This is a genomic window from Pedobacter nototheniae (genome assembly GCF_032678625.1).
GTDB classification, from domain to species: Bacteria; Bacteroidota; Bacteroidia; order Sphingobacteriales; family Sphingobacteriaceae; genus Pedobacter; species Pedobacter nototheniae_A.
In genome coordinates, this window is sequence record NZ_JAVTSO010000001.1 from 871954 (window position 1) to 889139 (window position 17186).

Genomic DNA, 17186 nt, shown 5'->3' on the forward strand with positions numbered 1-17186 from the left:
AATATTTAGAAACTATCGGTTAATAATTGGGCGATGTCCTCGCCGGTTTGAGCTCCCATTGCTATACCCATTCCATTACATCGGGCAGCACAAAAAATATTTGGTTTAACTTCTTTAATAATAGGCTTTAATTGTTTTCCAAAAGCCATAATGCCGCTCCAACGCTGATCTATTTCAAAAGTTACCCCAGGTAAAATCACCTCCGCCAAAAGGTTTTCTAAAGCATACTGAATTAAAGGCGTTTGCCCGAATGAATTGGTTGTTTCCACCTCAAAATCTAAATTTCGGCCACCGCCCAGTAAAATGCGGTCATTGATATTTCTGAAATAGAAATATCCCCGGTCATAATGAAAAGTACCCCTTATTTTAAGATCCTTTACAGGCTTGGTGATCAAAACCTGGCCACGGCCCGGTGTAATGTCTAATCCCGGCAAAAGGTTTTGCGTGAAGGCATTTGTGGTCACGATAACTTTTTTACACTTAAAAGGTCCGTCATCAGTTAATAAACTTATACTGTTATTTTCCTCTTCTATTTTATTTACGGTACAATTATTAAAGATAAATATGCCTTGTGCCTGTGCATATTGCAATAGGGTAAACATCATTTTTCCTGTATCAATTTGCGCTTCGTATTGATTAGCAATCAGATTTTCTATGTTTTTAAAACCAAAATCTTTAATCTTCTTATTTTGTAATGTAAAGGCATTACTGCCCGCTATATCTTTAATTAAAGAATTAAAATGTTCAATTTTAGATACACTGAGATTAGCCAGCTGTTCTTCATTATTTTTAAATAATTCGTAGCCGCCTAAACATTGGTAATCAATTCTTTCATCGCCCAGCAAGTGGCGCAATTTTAACAAGCCTTTCCATCTTTTTTCAATCAGAAAACAAAGCTCATCAGTTCCACAAATACTCTCCTGGTCTATCAGTTCAGAAATACTCCCAAAACATGCAAAACCGGCATTTTTTGTGCTGGCACCGGCAGGTAAAAAACCCCTTTCCAAAATACAAATATTCGCTTTAGGAATATATTTCTTGAGATTAATGGCCGCATTTAGGCCAACAATTCCACTCCCGATAATAATGAAATCATAATTAAAGAATGATGATTTTTCCCAATAAGATTGCTCAATATTCATACTTAAATGTAGTATAATTTAAAATGAAATTAATATGGGAACGCTTTTTGATATATGTCATCTTGAAAAACATACACAAGAAAATGGGATTTTATTTAACATTAATAATCCCGGTATTATTGCTCAGCATGTTTGTACAATGGCGGTTTAGGAATAAGTTCTCTAAATACGCTGAAATGCAACTTAGCTCTGGGTTATCGGGTAAGGAAGTGGCAGAGCGAATGCTGCACGACAATGGAATATACGATGTGAGGGTAATGAGTACTGAAGGACAGTTAACAGATCATTACAATCCATCCGATAGAACCGTAAATTTAAGTACAGACGTATATTATAGCCGTAGCGTTGCAGCGGCTGCTGTGGCAGCGCACGAGTGTGGCCATGCGGTGCAACATGCCAAATCTTACAGCTGGCTTTATTTAAGAAGCAATATGGTGCCAATAGTGAGCATCTCTTCTAATTTATTGCAATGGGTTTTATTAATTGGCGTAATGCTGTTGGTATTTTCTGTTACGCCAATTGTTTTAGCAATTGGTGTAGTTGGATTATTTTTAGTTACTGTATTTAGTATTGTTACTTTACCCGTAGAATTTGATGCCAGCAACAGAGCTTTGATCTGGTTAAAAAATAATAATGGAGTTATGCAAACCCAGGAGGAAAATGTGCAGGCAAAGGATGCTTTGTGGTGGGCTGCCATGACTTATGTGGTTGCTGCCGTGGGTGCCTTAGCCAATTTACTTTACTATGCATCAATGCTTTTTGGAAGAAGCAGAGATTAATAATAATATCTATAAAAGCAAAAAGCGGATCAGAAATATTTCTGATCCGCTTTTTTTATACGATTATCTTTTATTAATTTAACTTATAAGGCGCAATTAAAGTAAACTCCGGAATATCAACTTCAAACTCTGCTTCATCTACCAGGCGTTTCATCAGGTATTTTCCCTGCATGCTGCCCATATCGGTTTTTAAATTGCAGCCCGATACATATACATGGGTTTCGCCAGGATTTATAACCGGCTGAATACCCACAACGCCTTCTCCCTCTACCTCTCTGCGGCTGCTGTTTGAATCAAAAATAAACCATTGACGGCGCATAAGCTGTACCGGATAATCTGAAAGATTGGAAATTTCTATGCGATAAGCGAACATAAAATGTTCATTAGCCGGATTTGAATATTCTGGCTGGTAAATGGTTTCTACTGAAACTTTTACTCCATCTGTAATTGCTGTAACCATGATGATTTATACGAATGTACAAAAAGCTTTTCAAAAATCAAGCCAGTACAATTGTTGGGTCGTAGTTGGCAAATTTTTCTGCCACTTCGTCTAAAATGCTATAAATATTATTTACATCTGGCTCTGCAACCAAACGCATTCTGAAGGGTTTAAAATCAGGTAAACCTTTAAAGTAGTTTGCATAATGGCGGCGCATTTCAAAAATACCTGTTTTAGGTCCTTTCCACTCCAGCGATTTATCCAGGTGCGTACGACAAACCGAAATTCTTTCTTCAATGGTTGGTCCTGCCAAATGCTCGCCGGTTTTAAAGAAGTGTTTTATCTCGCGAAAAATCCATGGATAGCCAATGGCGGCGCGACCAATCATAATTCCGTCTATCTCATACTCCATGCGCCAGTTGGCGGCCTTTTCCGGACTATCAACGTCTCCGTTTCCAAAAATTGGAATTTTAATGCGCGGATTACGTTTAATTTCTCTGATTAAAGACCAATCGGCACTGCCTTTATAAAGCTGGGCTCGTGTACGCCCATGGATGGTAAGCGCCTGTATTCCAACATCCTGTAGTCTTTCGGCAACTTCATAAACATTTTTGGTATTATCATCCCAACCTAAACGCGTTTTAACGGTAACAGGTAAATGAGTCGCCTTTACAACAGCTTCAGTCATTTTTACCATTTTATCAATGTCTTGTAATAAGCTTGATCCGGCACCTTTGCAAACCACATTTTTTACCGGACAACCGTAATTAATATCAACAAGATCGGGCCCTGCCTGCGACGCGATTTCTGAAGCTTCACGCATGTGTTCAATATCGCCACCAAAAATTTGAATGCCTATTGGACGTTCATATTCAAAAATATCGAGTTTCTGACGGCTTTTCGCTGCGTCACGAATGAGTCCTTCAGATGAAATAAACTCCGTATACATCATGTCAGCACCATTTTGTTTACATACAAAACGGAACGGCGGATCGCTAACATCCTCCATTGGAGCTAATAATAATGGGAACTCACCTAAATCTATATTTCCTATCTTAACGGACATTTTCTATCTTCAAACTTTAATAAAACATACAAAGGTACAAATAATGAATTTTGTAACACCTAAACAGGAGGAAATCAACCCTTTCTTTCAGATTCTTTTACTTTTAGCTTACGCGATTGCGGGCGCCCTGATCTTTTCTTTTATAGGTTTGGTGATAGTCTGCGCGATGTACGGAATATTTTCTTTTGAAAAAATCAACTTTTTAGTTTCAGGAGATCCCCGGTATATTGATGGAATAAAAATCATTCAGGTTTTAAGCACCATAGGTACATTTATTTTACCACCAGTAATTCTTGCACTTAACGAAAGGAAAAAATTAAGCTCATTTTACGGTTTTGTTAAGCCGAAATTTTTATTGCTCATTATTGTTTTGGCAGTTATGATTGTGAGCATGCCGTTTATGGAATGGATTGCGGTGAGCAATCAAAAAATGGTTTTACCAACGTTTTTTAAAGGAATTGAACGCTGGATGAAAGAAAAAGAAGATGCAGCCATGCAAATGACCATTCAATTAATTACCGCCAGAAATAATTTCGATTTTTTAGTAAACCTGGTGATGATTGCTGTTTTACCCGCAATTGGCGAAGAATTAATGTTTAGAGGTGGCTTACAGCGATCGCTAAACAGAATGTTTGGTAATCCACATGCGGCCATCTGGATTTCTGCAATTATATTTAGTGCCATCCATGTACAGTTTTATGGGTTCATTCCAAGAATGCTTTTAGGTGCAGGTTTTGGCTACTTATATTATTACAGCGGCAACATCTGGTATGCCATTACAGCTCATTTTATAAATAATGCTTATGCTGTTTGTGCGGCCTTTTATATGCAAAAACATAATATTCCACTCAATAAAGCCGATGAGCCAATTGGTTTTCCCTGGTATGGTTATGTAATTAGTGCAATAATTACCATAGCTTTGTTTAAATTTTTTAAAGATATAGCACAACGTGAACGAAAACTGGGTTAAAGTATATACAACAGGCGATGCCTTTGCGGCAGAAGTATTAAAACAAGGTTTAACCGAGGCCGGAATACCGGCGGTAACCATTAGTAAACAACTGGCTGCCTATAATTTTGGTGAAGTTAATGTAATGGTCAGTCAGCTTGATTTTGATAAGGCGATTGAATACATTGTACAAAACGAAATAGAATAGCAGGGATCGTATTTTTCATATTTTAATTCAATTTTAGCTTTTTCAAAATGAAAACCCGTGCAATAACCGCTTTCTTTTTTACCATTGTGATGTTGGGCTCTATCTTTTTAGGCTCCTATACCTTTTCTATATTTTATCTTGTTCTAAGTATTTTATCGCTATTCGAATTTTATAAACTGATAAAAAACTCAGGCATAAGGCCACACCGAAATATTGGCTTAATTGCCGGGGCGCTTATTTTTTTAATGGCTGCAGGCTTGCATTATTTAAAGTATGATGTAAAGTATCTTTTGCTGTGTATTCCGCTAATTTTTTCGGTTTTTATAAGCGAATTATATAAAAAGAACAAAATTCCGTTTGCAAACATCTCCTACACTTTCGTTGGTTTTGTATATGTAACCATTCCTTTTTGTTTTTTCCACGCCTTAGGCTTTTTAAAAGAATGGAACACCTATAATTTTCATTTACCCCTTGCCTTTTTATTAATGTTATGGGCTAACGATACTGGTGCATACCTTTTTGGGGTAAAATATGGTAAACGGAAATTATTTGAACGCCACTCACCTAAAAAAAGTTGGGAAGGCTTTTTCGGCGGAATGTTTACTTCCGTTTTAGTAGCCGTTGGCCTGTCGTTTGTTTTTACAGAGAGCCAGCCATGGGTTTGGGCCGGAATGGCCGTTTTAATTTCAAGCTTTGGTACCCTTGGCGATTTGGTAGAATCGATGCTTAAAAGAAGTTTGGATACTAAGGATAGCGGAGGTTTATTACCAGGACATGGTGGTTTGCTTGACCGCTTTGACGGGTTATTGCTTGCTGCCCCGGTTGTTTATGCTTATTTGTATTTAATCCTTTATTAATCTTTTTTAATAGCCCTAATTACATAGTACTTTCTAATAACAGATTGCCCGATATTGTTGGAGATATTTTCGGTAAAGGAGGCTACTTTTTCAATGCTGAAGTTTGCTTTTTTAAGCAAAGCAGCTGCAGAATGATCACTATAGAGCTGAAACCCGTAGGAGGTAAATGGTAAGGTTTCCATAAAAGTTTGATCAGCAAAGCATACCGTGAATATACCCTTAGGCTTTAAAATACGGTTTATTTCATTTAAAAACTGCTCGGGATTTTTCCAGAAATAAATGGTGTTTACCGTAAAAACCTGATCGAAACCAGCGGAAACAAATGGAAGCACTTCAGTTTCTGTTAAAACAAATTTTGCTTTTTTATTTTCAATAAACCCGGCGTTAATTTTAGAAGCTTCTTCAATCATTAAAGCAGAAATATCTGCACCAGTATACCCAACATTATGAGCTTGCTGAAGCAGATATTCCAAGTGGCTGGCATTGCCAGGGCCTATCTCCAAAACCTGGTTTCCATTTTGAAGTACCATTGCAGAAATGGCGCTTTTGGTCATGCCTATATTGCTCACGTTCATCATTGCAGCAGTTTTTAAGCCTTTTTCGCCTTTCGGACAACTTAATTGTGCAGCAACTTCTTTTAAATCATCTTCTGAATGTTTATTTTCCATCATGCAAATTACAATTTTAAAGTGCCAGATATTTTACATCATTTCAGTTAAAACTTACGATATTTTTATTTAATCACCTGAACGGGTTTTTTATGCTCATCAATGGCAACAAAGGTAAAATCGCCATGTACGGCAAGCTCCCTTCCCTCGGCATACATCTGTTCAATGTAAATTTCTACATTAACTTTTAAACTGGTGTTGCCAACCTTGGTTACCTGGCCAATAAGCTCAACAATGGTTCCTGCCGGGATTGATTTTTTAAAGTCTATTCTGTCGCTACTCACGGTTACCATAATCTGTCGGCTGAAACGGGTAGCCGTTATAAAAGCAACTTCATCCATCATGTGCATGGCTGTACCACCAAAAAGTGTATCGTAATGATTGGTTGTATTTGGAAATACCGCTTTAAAAATGCTGGTTTTTGAGGTTGCAATTCTTTCTTCTAATGTCATTATATAAATATTATCTGATAAACGTAGCCACGGAAAACAAACGCTGCTGTATTTCCGTGGCAAAAATTACTTTATTTTCGCAAAGTTAAGTTTTAGTTTTTACGCATTTCTTTTGCGGCTTCAACCATTTCAATTAAAGCTTTTTTGGTTTCCTCCCAGCCCCGGGTTTTTAAGCCGCAATCGGGATTTACCCAAAGTTGTTCTGCCGGAATCACCGCCTTTGCTTTTTTGAGTAACTGAACCATTTCTTCTCTTTTTGGAACACGGGGCGAGTGAATATCATAAACACCCGGACCAATTTCATTCGGATATTTAAAATCAGCAAATACATCCAGTAATTCCATTTGCGACCTTGAAGTCTCAATCGTAATTACATCCGCATCCATATCGGCAATATTCTGGATAATATCATTAAACTCTGAATAGCACATGTGTGTGTGGATCTGCGTTTCGTCCTGTACACCGCTTGCCGAAATGCGGAAAGCTTTAACTGCCCAGTTTAAATACGCCTGCCAGTCGGCTTTGCGCAAAGGCAAACCTTCTCTAATTGCAGGCTCATCTATCTGTATAATTTTAATACCTGCTTTTTCAAGGTCATTAACCTCATCTCTGATGGCTAAAGCAATTTGTGCGCAGGTTTCTGATCTGGGCTGGTCGTTACGCACAAAAGACCACTGTAGAATTGTTACTGGTCCGGTTAACATGCCTTTCATAAATTTGGATGTAAGCGACTGGGCAAAAGCAGTCCATTTTACAGTCATAGCATTTGGACGCGATACATCACCAAAAATGATCGGAGGTTTAACACATCGCGAACCATAGCTTTGTACCCAACCGTTTTTAGAAAAGGCAAAACCGTCAAGCTGTTCACCAAAATATTCAACCATATCATTGCGTTCAAATTCCCCATGAACCAAAACATCCAGGTCAATCTCTTCCTGCCATTTTACGGCTTTTACCGTTTCTTCGGCAATTAAAGCATCATATTCTTCGGCACTAAAAGTTCCGTTTTTAAATTTTGCCCTCCAGCTTCTAACTTCTGCGGTTTGGGGAAATGAACCTATTGTTGTGGTTGCGTAAGCGGGCAGATTTAGTTTTTGTTGTTTTATTTTTCTTGATGGATAACCGTTTAAACGTTGGGCATCCTTATCCTCAATAGCATTTACACGAGCTTTTACCGTGTTGTTATGAATTAATGGAGAAATTTTTCTGTTTTGCTGAGCGACTTTATTTTCGGCAAATCTTCTTTCTACAACAGGAGAATTTTCTCCTCCGGCTAATTGTTTAAGCGTTACCACTTCTGCAACTTTCTGTTTAGCAAAGGCCAGCCACTGTTTAACCTCAGCTGGTAAATTTTGTTCATGGGTTTCATTATCCAAATCAACCGGCGAATGAACTAAAGAGCATGATGGCGCTATCCAAATCCGGTTTTTATCCAATTTAGCTGCTGCCATTTTTATTATGGCAAGAGAATTTTCGAAATCATTTTTCCAGATATTCCGGCCATCAACCAAACCTAATGACAAAATTGTTTTGTTGTTTAAAACCGAAATTACTTCGTTAAGCTGCTGAGGTGCACGAACCAAATCGATGTGTAAAACGGTTACAGCTAAAGATGTGGCCAATGTTAAGTTATTGCCTAAGCCTTCAAAATAAGTAGCCAATACAATTTTTAAGCGCGGAAAAGCTTTTCTAACTTCTTTATATGCATATTCAAAAGCCTTTTGCTCTTTTTCCGTTAAATCTAAATTTAAAAAAGGCTCATCAAACTGAACATATTCTACGTTTAGAGCCTCTAACCGGGTTAATATATCAATGTAAACGGGTAAAAGGTTTTTAATCAGGTCTATTTTTTCAAAGCCAGCTTCTTTTTCCTTGCCTAATAAAAGATAAGATACAGGGCCAATTAATACAGGTTTAGTTATAATCCCCAGTTGTTTGGCTTCATAAAACTCATCAATAATTTTGGTTGAAAATAATTTAAAGGGCTGGTCTTTATAAAATTCAGGCACAATATAATGATAGTTGGTATCAAACCACTTGGTCATTTCCATGGCAACAACATCCAAACCTTCTTTTTGATAACCCCGAGCCATTGCAAAATAAAGATCTAATTCTGTGTTTCCTTTTTTAAGAATCACTTCATTGTAACGTTTTGGAATTGCTCCAAATGTTAGCGAATGATCCAATACCTGATCGTAAAAAGAAAAATCATTTGAGGGGATAACATCAATTCCAGCTTCTTTTTGCATCAGCCAGTTTTCGTGTCGGATGTTTTTACCTACCTGAAGCACGTTTTTGTACCCGGTTTTACCTGCCCAATAATTTTCGCAGATTTTTTTTAGTTCGCGTTGACTACCAATTCGCGGATAGCCTAAATTTTGCGTTAGCATTTCTTTTAAAGATTAATGTAAATAAATCGTTTAAAAGCTCTTTAGCCATATTTGTTCTGCTTTTTCGGTATAGATAAAAAGGAAAGGTATGGGCACAAATAATTAATTTCCCGGCCAAAATGGCTTAAAACAAAATTTAATAAAACGGTTCATTTTATTGTTGTACAAATCAGACCTGACCAATTACTTTATAACGCGAAAGCATCGTCAATTCAATATTGGCAGGTCTCCTGACTTGTTCCCAAGTTTATCGCCTTCCCATTCCAATTGGAACAGTGGCCTTAATGATAAAATTGTTGCATCTTTATTAAGAGGCAGAACTTACAGTTGCGCGACAGCTCGTGATTTGCACACGATTCCCTATTAACCCCGATATTACATCGGGGACCACTACTGGTTGATGAAAAATAAAGTTAAGAACTTACATCAGCAGCAAATGTAGACATTAAGCACGAGGAAACGAAGGTGTAATTCACTGTAACAAATTTACAGCAAGCACATTTGAAATCTTTTTCTCTTTTATATTTGATTTAACCCTACAAACCCAACAAATTATGATAAAAATTTACACAAAAAAGCTATGTCTGGCCTTTTTGGTTTTGAGTAGTAGTTTCGCCTACGCACAGGAGGTTCCCAATCCTAAATCTCATTTCGGCTTTGATATTGGCGACGATTACCAGCTGGCCACTTATACACAAACAGAAGCATATTTCAAAAAATTAGCCGAAACCTCCAAACGGGTTAAGTTGGTTGATATTGGTAAAACTGAAGAAGGAAGATCACAATACATGCTGGTGATTTCTTCGCCAGAGAACTTACAAAAGTTAGCTCGTTACAAAGAAATTTCTCAACAGCTGGCACATGCCGAAATTACACCCGAACAGGCAAAAGCGCTGGCTCAAGAGGGAAAAGCCATTGTTTGGATTGATGGCGGATTACATGCCAACGAAACCGTAGGTGCACACCAGCTTATAGAAACAGCCTACGAATTTGCATCAAAGACTGATCCTGAAACATTAAGGATACTGGATAATGTGATTATTCTTTTTACCCATGCTAATCCCGATGGGCAGGAATTGGTGAGCAACTGGTACATGAGGGAAAAAGACCCAAAGAAAAGATCCCTATCCAATATACCAAGGCTGTATGAAAAGTATGCGGGGCACGATAATAATCGTGATTTCTTTATGCTTAATTTAAAAGAAACCCAAAATATCGGGCGTCAGCTTTTTGTAGAATGGATTCCGCAGATTATGTACAACCACCATCAGGCAGGTCCGGCAGGTACTGTAGTGGCCGGACCTCCATACCGCGACCCTTTTAATTACGTTTTTGATGCAACGCTTTTAACCAGTTTAGATGCCGTTGGTGCCGCCATGCACAACCGCATGAATGTAGAAAATAAACCAGGTTACACACAAAGAGGCGGATCTGTTTTTTCAACCTGGTATAACGGTGGGTTGCGCACCACAACTTATTTCCATAATATGATTGGCTTGCTTACCGAAATAGTGGGCAGCCCTACCCCATCTGAAATTCCATTGGTTCCATCCAGGTTGCTGCCTAACAGCGATTCTCCAAATCCGGTTACCCCGCGCAAATGGTACTTTAAAAACTCTATAGACTATTCGGTTTCTTTAAATTATGCCGTTTTAGGCTACGCACAGCGCTACCATGATGAGTTGCTGTATAACATTTATCAAATGGGCAGAAATTCTATTGAAAGGGGTAAAAAAGATACCTGGTCTTTCTCACCTAAAAAAATTGAAGCCATTAATAATGCGGCAAAGAAAGACAGAAGCACGGCGGTTAATAACAATACAGAGTTTGGCATGAGGCAAATGAACATTAAGTATTTCGATACAGTAATGAAAGCGCCAGAAAACCGCGATCCCAGAGGTTATATTTTATCTGCCGATCAGCCTGATTTTAATTCTGCCATAAAATTTTTAAATGCTTTAATCAGGACTGGAATTGTTGTTCAAAAGGCAACAACTGCTTTTACAGTTGCAGGTAAAAGTTATCCTGCCGGAAGTTATGTTGTGAAAACGGATCAGGCTTTCAGGCCACATGTTTTGGATATGTTTGAGCCGCAAGATCACCCGAACGATTTTAGATCAGAAGGTGGCGCACCAATTCCGCCTTACGATGCCGCGGGATGGACCCTGGCTTATTTAATGGATGTGAAATTTGACTGCATCCAGGATGATTTTTCAGGCCCTTTTGAAAGAAACCCGTATGGCCAGCTATTAATGCCGGAGAACAAAATGGTTTCAGGGCCAGGCTTTGTGCTAAGTGCGGCTCAAAACGATTCTTATACCGCGGTAAATGACCTTTTAAAACATAATGAACAAGTTTACCGTAATGCTGAAAATGGAGACTTTTATGTTTCTGCATCGGCCCAAACAAAATCGATTTTAGAAAAAGCCAACATCAGGTTAAAATCAGCTGCAGCACCAAAATCTAAAATTAAAGTTGTGCCAGCAAGAATCGCCCTTTGGGATGTTTATGGTGGCTCAATGGCATCAGGCTGGGTAAGGTGGCTAATGGAACAATACCACTATAATGCAACCGTTATTTACCCCGGTGATATTGATGCAGGAAATTTAAAAGCCAAATACGATGTGATTGTTTTCGTTGGTGGCGCTATCCCCTCGTTACAAACCGGAGGTTTCAATGGCAGATCTTTTGGACCAAAACCAGAAGATACACCTGAAGAATATAAAAACCGCCTGGGCAGAATATCAGCGGAAAAGTCTGTTCCACAACTTAAAAAGTTTTTAGAAGAAGGTGGAAATATTGTGACAATTGGAAGCAGTACAAACCTGGCTTATCAGTTAAATCTTCCGGTACGCAATGCAATGGTCGAAATTGTAAACGGAACAGAGAAAAAATTACCGGATGAAAAATATTATATACCAGGCAGTGTTTTAAACGTTGGTGTCGATTTATCGGTGCCCGCAACTTGGGGAATGGAAAAAGAAGCTGACGTTTATTTTGATAACAGCCCGGTTTTTAAATTAACCGGCGATGCCATTGCGACAGGAAAAATAAAACCTTTAATGTGGTTCGAATCTGCAACGCCTTTGCGTAGTGGCTGGGCATGGGGGCAAGCTTATTTGCAGGATGGTGTTACCGCTTTCCAGGCAAATGTAGGGAAAGGTAAGTTATTTGCTTTCGGACCCGAAATTGCTTTCAGGGCACAAACCCATGGTACATTTAAGCTGATATTTAACCAGCTATACAAATAATAAAAAAGCCTTTTTCTTGAGCCGCTATCCTTAAAGATAGCGGCTTTTTACTTTGGGCTTACTTTGCTTAAATCTTAATGGGCTAATTTTACATTATGAAAGTAGAAATCTGGTCGGATGTAATGTGTCCGTTTTGCTATATCGGTAAAAGACATTTTGAGCAAGCTATTGAAACCTTGCCTTTTAAGGATGAAATTGAAGTAGAATGGAAAAGCTATCAGCTAAATCCTGAATACCGCAATACAAATAACGAAACGGTTTTTGATTATTTATCGAGAAGTAAAGGCATGCCTGTTGAACAGGCTAAACAGATGACACAACAAGTGGTAGACATGGCAAAAAATGCAGGTTTAACCATTGATTTCGGAAAAAACATTCCGGCCAATACTTTTAATGCACATCGTTTAATTCATTTGGCCGCTAAACACCAGCTTCAGGATGTAGCAGAAGAAAAGCTTTTCGAGGCGCATTTTATTCAGGGAAAAGATATTGATAATTTAGCGGTGTTGGCAGAAATAGCAACCGAAATAGGTTTAGATAAAACCGAAGTAGAAGAGGTTTTGCAAAGCGAGCAATTTGCCGAAGCGGTACGGTATGATATTTACGAGAGCCAAAATTTGGGTATCCGTGGGGTGCCTTACTTTGTTTTAGACCGAAAATATGCCGTTTCAGGGGCACAACCTGTTCAGGCCTTTGAAGATGCATTAACCCAAAGTTTTAAGGAATGGAAAGAAACACAGCCAAAAACACAATTAAAATCATTAAATAAAAATGATGATGCGATATGTGATGAAAACGGCTGTGAGTTATAACTTAATTTGATTAACGCTGCTGGTTCTTCAGCGGCGTTAATAAATATTCGAGACCGTTTACGCGAATTTCGAACATGGTGGCCATCAGGTCGCCCAGTTTCCCTTTTGGGAACCCCTTATCCTTATACCACAGCAAATAACTTTCGGGAATATTACAAATTAAATAACCTTTGTACTTTCCGTATGGCATTTGCATTTTAACAAGATCGAGCAATAAGTTTGGATCCATTTTAAAGTATAAAATCTAAATAATTTTCCTGGTTTAGTATTGAAATCGGAGTCTTTTGGTATTTTTTTAATCGATTAACTCTAATGTTTGTATGGCCTCGTCAACTGTGGCTATGTTATCGAAAGCAATTCGAAGTGTATTTTTAACTTCTTTCAGGTTACACATTCGCGGATGATTTTGAGCAAAAGTTAAAATCTTTGTAAATGTATTTGAATCGAAATAAGCCGATTGTTTATCACTTAAAAAGTACCCGCGTAAACTATTTTTCTTGAAACTTATTTTTTCAAAACCGAGTTTCTTGCCCAGCCATTGTAAACGAACAACGCTTAACATAGTTTTTACCTGTGCCGGAACAGGCCCAAAACGATCGGCGAGGTGCTTCTCAAAACGTTCCAGTTCTTCTTCATTTTCAAGTTTTGAAAGCTCCGTATATAAATTATAGCGCTCCGTTATATTGGTAATGTAAGCATCCGGAATGTAAAGTTCCAAATCAGTATCTACCTGCGTAAAGCCAACAAAGGGGCGCTGCGGTTCATTCTCAAATAAACCTTTAAACTCCGCATCTTTTAGTTCCTGTATAGCTTCGTCTAAAATTTTATGGTACATTTCGAAACCAATTTCAGCAATAAAACCGCTTTGTTCGGCCCCGAGTAAATTTCCACTTCCCCGAATATCCAAATCGCGCATGGCTACATTAAAGCCACTGCCTAAATCAGAAAACTCTTCAATGGCACTTAAACGCTTCCTGGCTTCTGAGGTAAGGGTTGATAGTGGAGGAGATAGTAAATAACAGAATGCTTTTTTGTTGCTTCGCCCAACACGTCCGCGCATCTGGTGTAAATCGCTCAGCCCAAACATGTGCGCATGGTTAATGATGATGGTATTGGCATTTGGGATATCCAGGCCGGCCTCGATAATTGTGGTGGCAACCAACACATCTTTTTCGCCATTAATAAAATCGAGCATTACATCTTCCAGTGCGTCGCCGTCCAGTTGCCCGTGGGCAATGCCAATACGCGCTTTCGGAACTAATTTTTGGATCATACCGCCCAGCTGCATCAAATCATTAACCCGATTATGGATAAAGAATACCTGCCCGCCACGATCCAGTTCAAATTGTACAGCTTCCTGAATAAGTTTATCATTAAAAACATGCAATTCGGTACTAACCGGTTGCCGGTTTGGTGGTGGGGTGCTGATGATGGATAAATCCCGCGCGCCCATCAATGAAAAGTGCAAGGTTCGTGGAATAGGTGTAGCTGTTAAGGTAAGGGTATCTACATTTACCCTTACTGCTTTAAGCCTCTCTTTTGCTGTTACACCAAATTTTTGCTCCTCATCAATAATCATGATGCCGAGATCTTTAAACTTTACATCCTTGCTTAACAAGCGGTGTGTACCGATTAAAATATCAACTTTTCCTGCTGCTGCTTCGGCAAGTGTATCTTTAATTTGCTTGCTGGATTTAAATCGGTTAATGTAATCAACCGTAACCGGAAAATCTTTTAACCGGGAAGAGAAAGTTTTAAAATGTTGTAAGGCTAAAATGGTTGTTGGCACCAATATGGCCGCTTGTTTACCCTCTGCAACGGCTTTAAATGCTGCACGAACTGCAATTTCTGTTTTACCAAAACCCACATCACCACAAACCAAACGGTCCATTGGATGGGGTGCTTCCATATCTTTTTTTACATCCTGAGTAGCTTTTAACTGATCAGGAGTATCCTCATAAATAAAAGAAGCTTCCAGTTCTGTTTGTAAATAACCATCAGGAGAAAAAGCCGTTCCTGCCTGCGTTTTACGTAAAGCGTAAAGTTTAATCAGGTCGCGGGCAATATCTTTAACTTTTTTTTTAGTAGTTTTTTTTAGCTTATCCCAGGCATCAGTACCCAGTTTATTCATTTTAGGTATGCCGCTTTCTTTACCGCTATATTTCGCAATGCGATTTAAAGAGTTAATATTTACATACAGCAAATCATTATCTGCATAAACCAAACGAATCATTTCCTGGGTTTTGCCGTTAACCTCTACCTTTTCCAAACCCGCATATTTTCCAATACCATGGTCAATATGGGTAACATAATCCCCTGATTTTAGTTCACGAAGATCTTTTAAAGTAATGGCCTGACTTTTTTGATAGCCCTTTTTGAGTTTGTATTTATAGTAGCGATCAAAAATCTGGTGATCAGTATAAAATGCGGTTTGAATCTGAGGATCAACAAAGCCCTCACGCAGCATGCTATTAATTGGGGTAAACTTTGCCGTTTTATCAATATCATCTAAAATGGCATACAAACGTTCGATTTGTTTAGCCGAATCTGTGAAAATAAAGTTTACAATTCCCGCTTTTTCATTTTCTTTCAAATTATGGATCAGCAGGTTAAAATCCTTATTAAACGAGGGCTGCGGTTTGGTTTCAAACTCAAAGCGGTTATCGGTTTGATAAAAAAACTGCTTTCCAAATTCAATTATTGGAAAATCCTGTAAATGATCACCTAAAAGCTTCTCATCCGTAAAAGCAAATTTTGGATCAATCCATTCAGGGTTCTGGCTTTTATCGGCAGCAGGCAAAGCTTTCCAAAGCTCGACTGCTTTTTTGTAGCCCGCCTTTATAATATCAAGTGTAAATTCTACATCTTTAAACCAAAGCTGCGTATCCTGATCAATATAATCCAGGATGCTAATGTTGCTTTCAGTTAAAAACTTGGCCTGAACGTTAGGAACAATTGTTAACGATTTTACGTCATTAACCGAAAGCTGACTTTCAATTTCAAAACTACGGATGCTTTCTACCTCATCGCCAAAAAATTCTATGCGGTAAGGTAAATCAGAAGAGAAAGAGAAAATATCAACAATACCCCCACGAATGGAAAACTGTCCGGGCTCGTATACAAAATCGCGGCGATCGAAATCGTAATCAATTAAAAATTCATTAATAAAATCAATACCAAGCTTGGCGCCAATACTAATTTCTAAAGTATTTTTTTCAAGTGCCGAACGATCAATAACCTTCTCAGCAATGGCTTCAGGGTAAGAAACTACAATTTTACCATATTCCGAATCGTGATTAAGTTCATTTAAAACTTCGGCACGAGCCAAAACATTTGCCGTATCTACCTGCGTAAAATCAAAAGATTTACGATAAGATGAAGGAAAGAGTAATATTTGTTTATCCAGAATGCTTTCTAAATCCGACTGAAAATAAGCCGCTTCCTCCCGGTCAGGAAAAACAAAAAGCAAAGGTTTGTGTAGTAAGAAATAAGAGGATAAGGCAACAACGGCATCTGCAGAACCTACCAACCCTTTTAACTGTACTTTAGGGTTTTTAGAACTGTTGAGTACCTTGTTAAATGCGGCTACTCTATCATCTGTTTTATATCTGTTTATTAAATCGCGAATATTCAAGGCACAAATTTAATGTTTATTTCTGAATTGATTTTTTTTGAATTGTAATCTTGATATTAAATTAACCTTAAACCAGCATAAAGGTTTTTAAGTTTAAAGAAATTGCAGTTGTACTAATTTTCTTCGAAGGAATAGGGTAATTTGTCGGATATTTGCTCCTATTCGTCGAATAAAGCCATATTATTGTAACAAAGCCTTTTTGATGGCCTCTAAAATATATAAAAACTGAAACATGAAATACATTAAAAGCTTTCCGCTGGAACTTTCTTTCTGGATAATTGCTTTAGTGTTGCTGGCAACTGCTAACAGTCATGAACATCATTTTACGCTATGCCCTTTAGCAAACCTGGGTTTTGAGCAATGGTGTCCTGGTTGTGGTTTAGGCAGATCAATAAGTCACATTTTTCATGGCGAATTTAGCCAGAGTTTTAAAAATCACTGGTTCGGTTTTCCAGCTTTGCTGATTATATTTTATAGAATTTATACATTAATAAAAAATAAACAATTTAAAATTTCACCACTTAATACATAAAGTC

The 17186-nt window shown here is 38.1% G+C and carries 15 protein-coding genes and 1 riboswitch; of the genes, 7 read left to right on the forward strand and 8 right to left on the reverse strand.

Going from position 1 to position 17186, the window contains the following annotated elements:
- Positions 1-5 precede the first annotated feature (5 nt).
- Positions 6-1142: an FAD-binding oxidoreductase gene (locus R2Q77_RS03975; protein WP_316802408.1), complete on the reverse strand. Its 1137-nt coding sequence runs from the start codon at positions 1140-1142 to the stop codon at positions 6-8.
- 83 nt (positions 1143-1225) lie between these two features.
- On the opposite strand from R2Q77_RS03975, the gene R2Q77_RS03980 reads away from it, so the two are divergent.
- On the forward strand, positions 1226-1921 hold the full coding sequence (locus R2Q77_RS03980; protein WP_316802409.1) for a zinc metallopeptidase: 696 nt from the start codon (positions 1226-1228) through the stop codon (positions 1919-1921).
- A 73-nt stretch (positions 1922-1994) separates the two neighbouring features.
- On the opposite strand, the gene apaG is transcribed toward R2Q77_RS03980, so the two are convergent.
- A complete protein-coding gene (gene apaG / locus R2Q77_RS03985) occupies positions 1995-2381 on the reverse strand; it encodes a Co2+/Mg2+ efflux protein ApaG (RefSeq protein WP_316802410.1) in 387 nt (128 codons plus the stop codon).
- 37 nt (positions 2382-2418) lie between these two features.
- Positions 2419-3426 carry a tRNA dihydrouridine synthase DusB gene (dusB, locus tag R2Q77_RS03990; protein WP_316802411.1) on the reverse strand — a complete coding sequence of 336 codons (1008 nt, stop codon included), beginning with the start codon at positions 3424-3426 and terminating at the stop codon, positions 2419-2421.
- A 43-nt stretch (positions 3427-3469) separates the two neighbouring features.
- Between dusB and R2Q77_RS03995 the strand changes: the two genes are divergently transcribed.
- The 3 genes from R2Q77_RS03995 to R2Q77_RS04005 are packed head-to-tail and all read left to right on the forward strand — an operon-like array spanning position 3470 to position 5440.
- Positions 3470-4396, forward strand: coding sequence for a CPBP family intramembrane glutamic endopeptidase (locus R2Q77_RS03995; protein WP_316802412.1), 927 nt, complete (start codon positions 3470-3472; stop codon positions 4394-4396).
- On the forward strand, positions 4377-4583 hold the full coding sequence (locus tag R2Q77_RS04000; protein WP_316802413.1) for a putative signal transducing protein: 207 nt from the start codon (positions 4377-4379) through the stop codon (positions 4581-4583). Before R2Q77_RS03995 ends, R2Q77_RS04000 begins: the two co-directional genes overlap by 20 nt.
- A gap of 47 nt (positions 4584-4630) precedes the next feature.
- Positions 4631-5440 carry a phosphatidate cytidylyltransferase gene (locus R2Q77_RS04005; RefSeq protein ID WP_316802414.1) on the forward strand — a complete coding sequence of 270 codons (810 nt, stop codon included), beginning with the start codon at positions 4631-4633 and terminating at the stop codon, positions 5438-5440.
- Here the strand turns inward: R2Q77_RS04005 and R2Q77_RS04010 are convergent.
- From R2Q77_RS04010 to metE, 3 genes are all read right to left on the reverse strand, one after another.
- A complete protein-coding gene (locus R2Q77_RS04010) occupies positions 5437-6111 on the reverse strand; it encodes a class I SAM-dependent methyltransferase (RefSeq protein WP_316802415.1) in 675 nt (224 codons plus the stop codon). The two genes, R2Q77_RS04005 and R2Q77_RS04010, sit on opposite strands and share 4 nt — an antisense overlap.
- A gap of 62 nt (positions 6112-6173) precedes the next feature.
- Positions 6174-6560, reverse strand: coding sequence for an acyl-CoA thioesterase (locus R2Q77_RS04015; protein ID WP_316802416.1), 387 nt, complete (start codon positions 6558-6560; stop codon positions 6174-6176).
- Between the two features lie 92 nt (positions 6561-6652).
- A complete protein-coding gene (gene metE, locus R2Q77_RS04020; RefSeq protein WP_316802417.1) occupies positions 6653-8953 on the reverse strand; it encodes a 5-methyltetrahydropteroyltriglutamate--homocysteine S-methyltransferase in 2301 nt (766 codons plus the stop codon).
- A gap of 202 nt (positions 8954-9155) precedes the next feature.
- A riboswitch (cobalamin riboswitch) is annotated at positions 9156-9360 on the reverse strand.
- A 147-nt stretch (positions 9361-9507) separates the two neighbouring features.
- Here metE and R2Q77_RS04025 point away from each other — a divergent pair.
- Positions 9508-12204 (forward strand): M14 family metallopeptidase, encoded by a 2697-nt coding sequence (locus R2Q77_RS04025; RefSeq protein WP_316802418.1) that lies wholly within the window; start codon positions 9508-9510, stop codon positions 12202-12204.
- Positions 12205-12299: 95 nt separating this feature from the next.
- Positions 12300-13016 (forward strand): DsbA family oxidoreductase, encoded by a 717-nt coding sequence (locus tag R2Q77_RS04030; RefSeq protein ID WP_316802419.1) that lies wholly within the window; start codon positions 12300-12302, stop codon positions 13014-13016.
- Between the two features lie 10 nt (positions 13017-13026).
- Here the strand turns inward: R2Q77_RS04030 and R2Q77_RS04035 are convergent, their stop codons facing one another.
- A complete protein-coding gene (locus tag R2Q77_RS04035) occupies positions 13027-13245 on the reverse strand; it encodes a DUF3820 family protein (RefSeq protein WP_316802420.1) in 219 nt (72 codons plus the stop codon).
- A 66-nt stretch (positions 13246-13311) separates the two neighbouring features.
- Entirely contained in the window at positions 13312-16650 is a 3339-nt protein-coding gene (gene mfd / locus R2Q77_RS04040) for a transcription-repair coupling factor (RefSeq protein WP_316802421.1), read from the reverse strand.
- Between the two features lie 232 nt (positions 16651-16882).
- Here mfd and R2Q77_RS04045 point away from each other — a divergent pair, with 232 nt between their 5' ends.
- A complete protein-coding gene (locus tag R2Q77_RS04045; protein ID WP_316802422.1) occupies positions 16883-17182 on the forward strand; it encodes a DUF2752 domain-containing protein in 300 nt (99 codons plus the stop codon).
- Positions 17183-17186: the final 4 nt, after the last annotated feature.

Bases quoted from the DNA above. Each gene is read 5' to 3' on its own strand.
- R2Q77_RS03975 (WP_316802408.1), bottom strand. From the start codon at position 1,142: ATGAATATTGAGCAATCTTATTGGGAAAAATCATCATTCTTTAATTAT.
- R2Q77_RS03980 (WP_316802409.1), top strand. From the start codon at position 1,226: ATGGGATTTTATTTAACATTAATAATCCCGGTATTATTGCTCAGCATG.
- apaG (WP_316802410.1), bottom strand. From the start codon at position 2,381: ATGGTTACAGCAATTACAGATGGAGTAAAAGTTTCAGTAGAAACCATT.
- dusB (WP_316802411.1), bottom strand. From the start codon at position 3,426: ATGTCCGTTAAGATAGGAAATATAGATTTAGGTGAGTTCCCATTATTA.
- R2Q77_RS03995 (WP_316802412.1), top strand. From the start codon at position 3,470: ATGAATTTTGTAACACCTAAACAGGAGGAAATCAACCCTTTCTTTCAG.
- R2Q77_RS04005 (WP_316802414.1), top strand. From the start codon at position 4,631: ATGAAAACCCGTGCAATAACCGCTTTCTTTTTTACCATTGTGATGTTG.
- R2Q77_RS04010 (WP_316802415.1), bottom strand. From the start codon at position 6,111: ATGATGGAAAATAAACATTCAGAAGATGATTTAAAAGAAGTTGCTGCA.
- R2Q77_RS04015 (WP_316802416.1), bottom strand. From the start codon at position 6,560: ATGACATTAGAAGAAAGAATTGCAACCTCAAAAACCAGCATTTTTAAA.
- metE (WP_316802417.1), bottom strand. From the start codon at position 8,953: ATGCTAACGCAAAATTTAGGCTATCCGCGAATTGGTAGTCAACGCGAA.
- R2Q77_RS04025 (WP_316802418.1), top strand. From the start codon at position 9,508: ATGATAAAAATTTACACAAAAAAGCTATGTCTGGCCTTTTTGGTTTTG.
- R2Q77_RS04030 (WP_316802419.1), top strand. From the start codon at position 12,300: ATGAAAGTAGAAATCTGGTCGGATGTAATGTGTCCGTTTTGCTATATC.
- R2Q77_RS04035 (WP_316802420.1), bottom strand. From the start codon at position 13,245: ATGGATCCAAACTTATTGCTCGATCTTGTTAAAATGCAAATGCCATAC.
- R2Q77_RS04045 (WP_316802422.1), top strand. From the start codon at position 16,883: ATGAAATACATTAAAAGCTTTCCGCTGGAACTTTCTTTCTGGATAATT.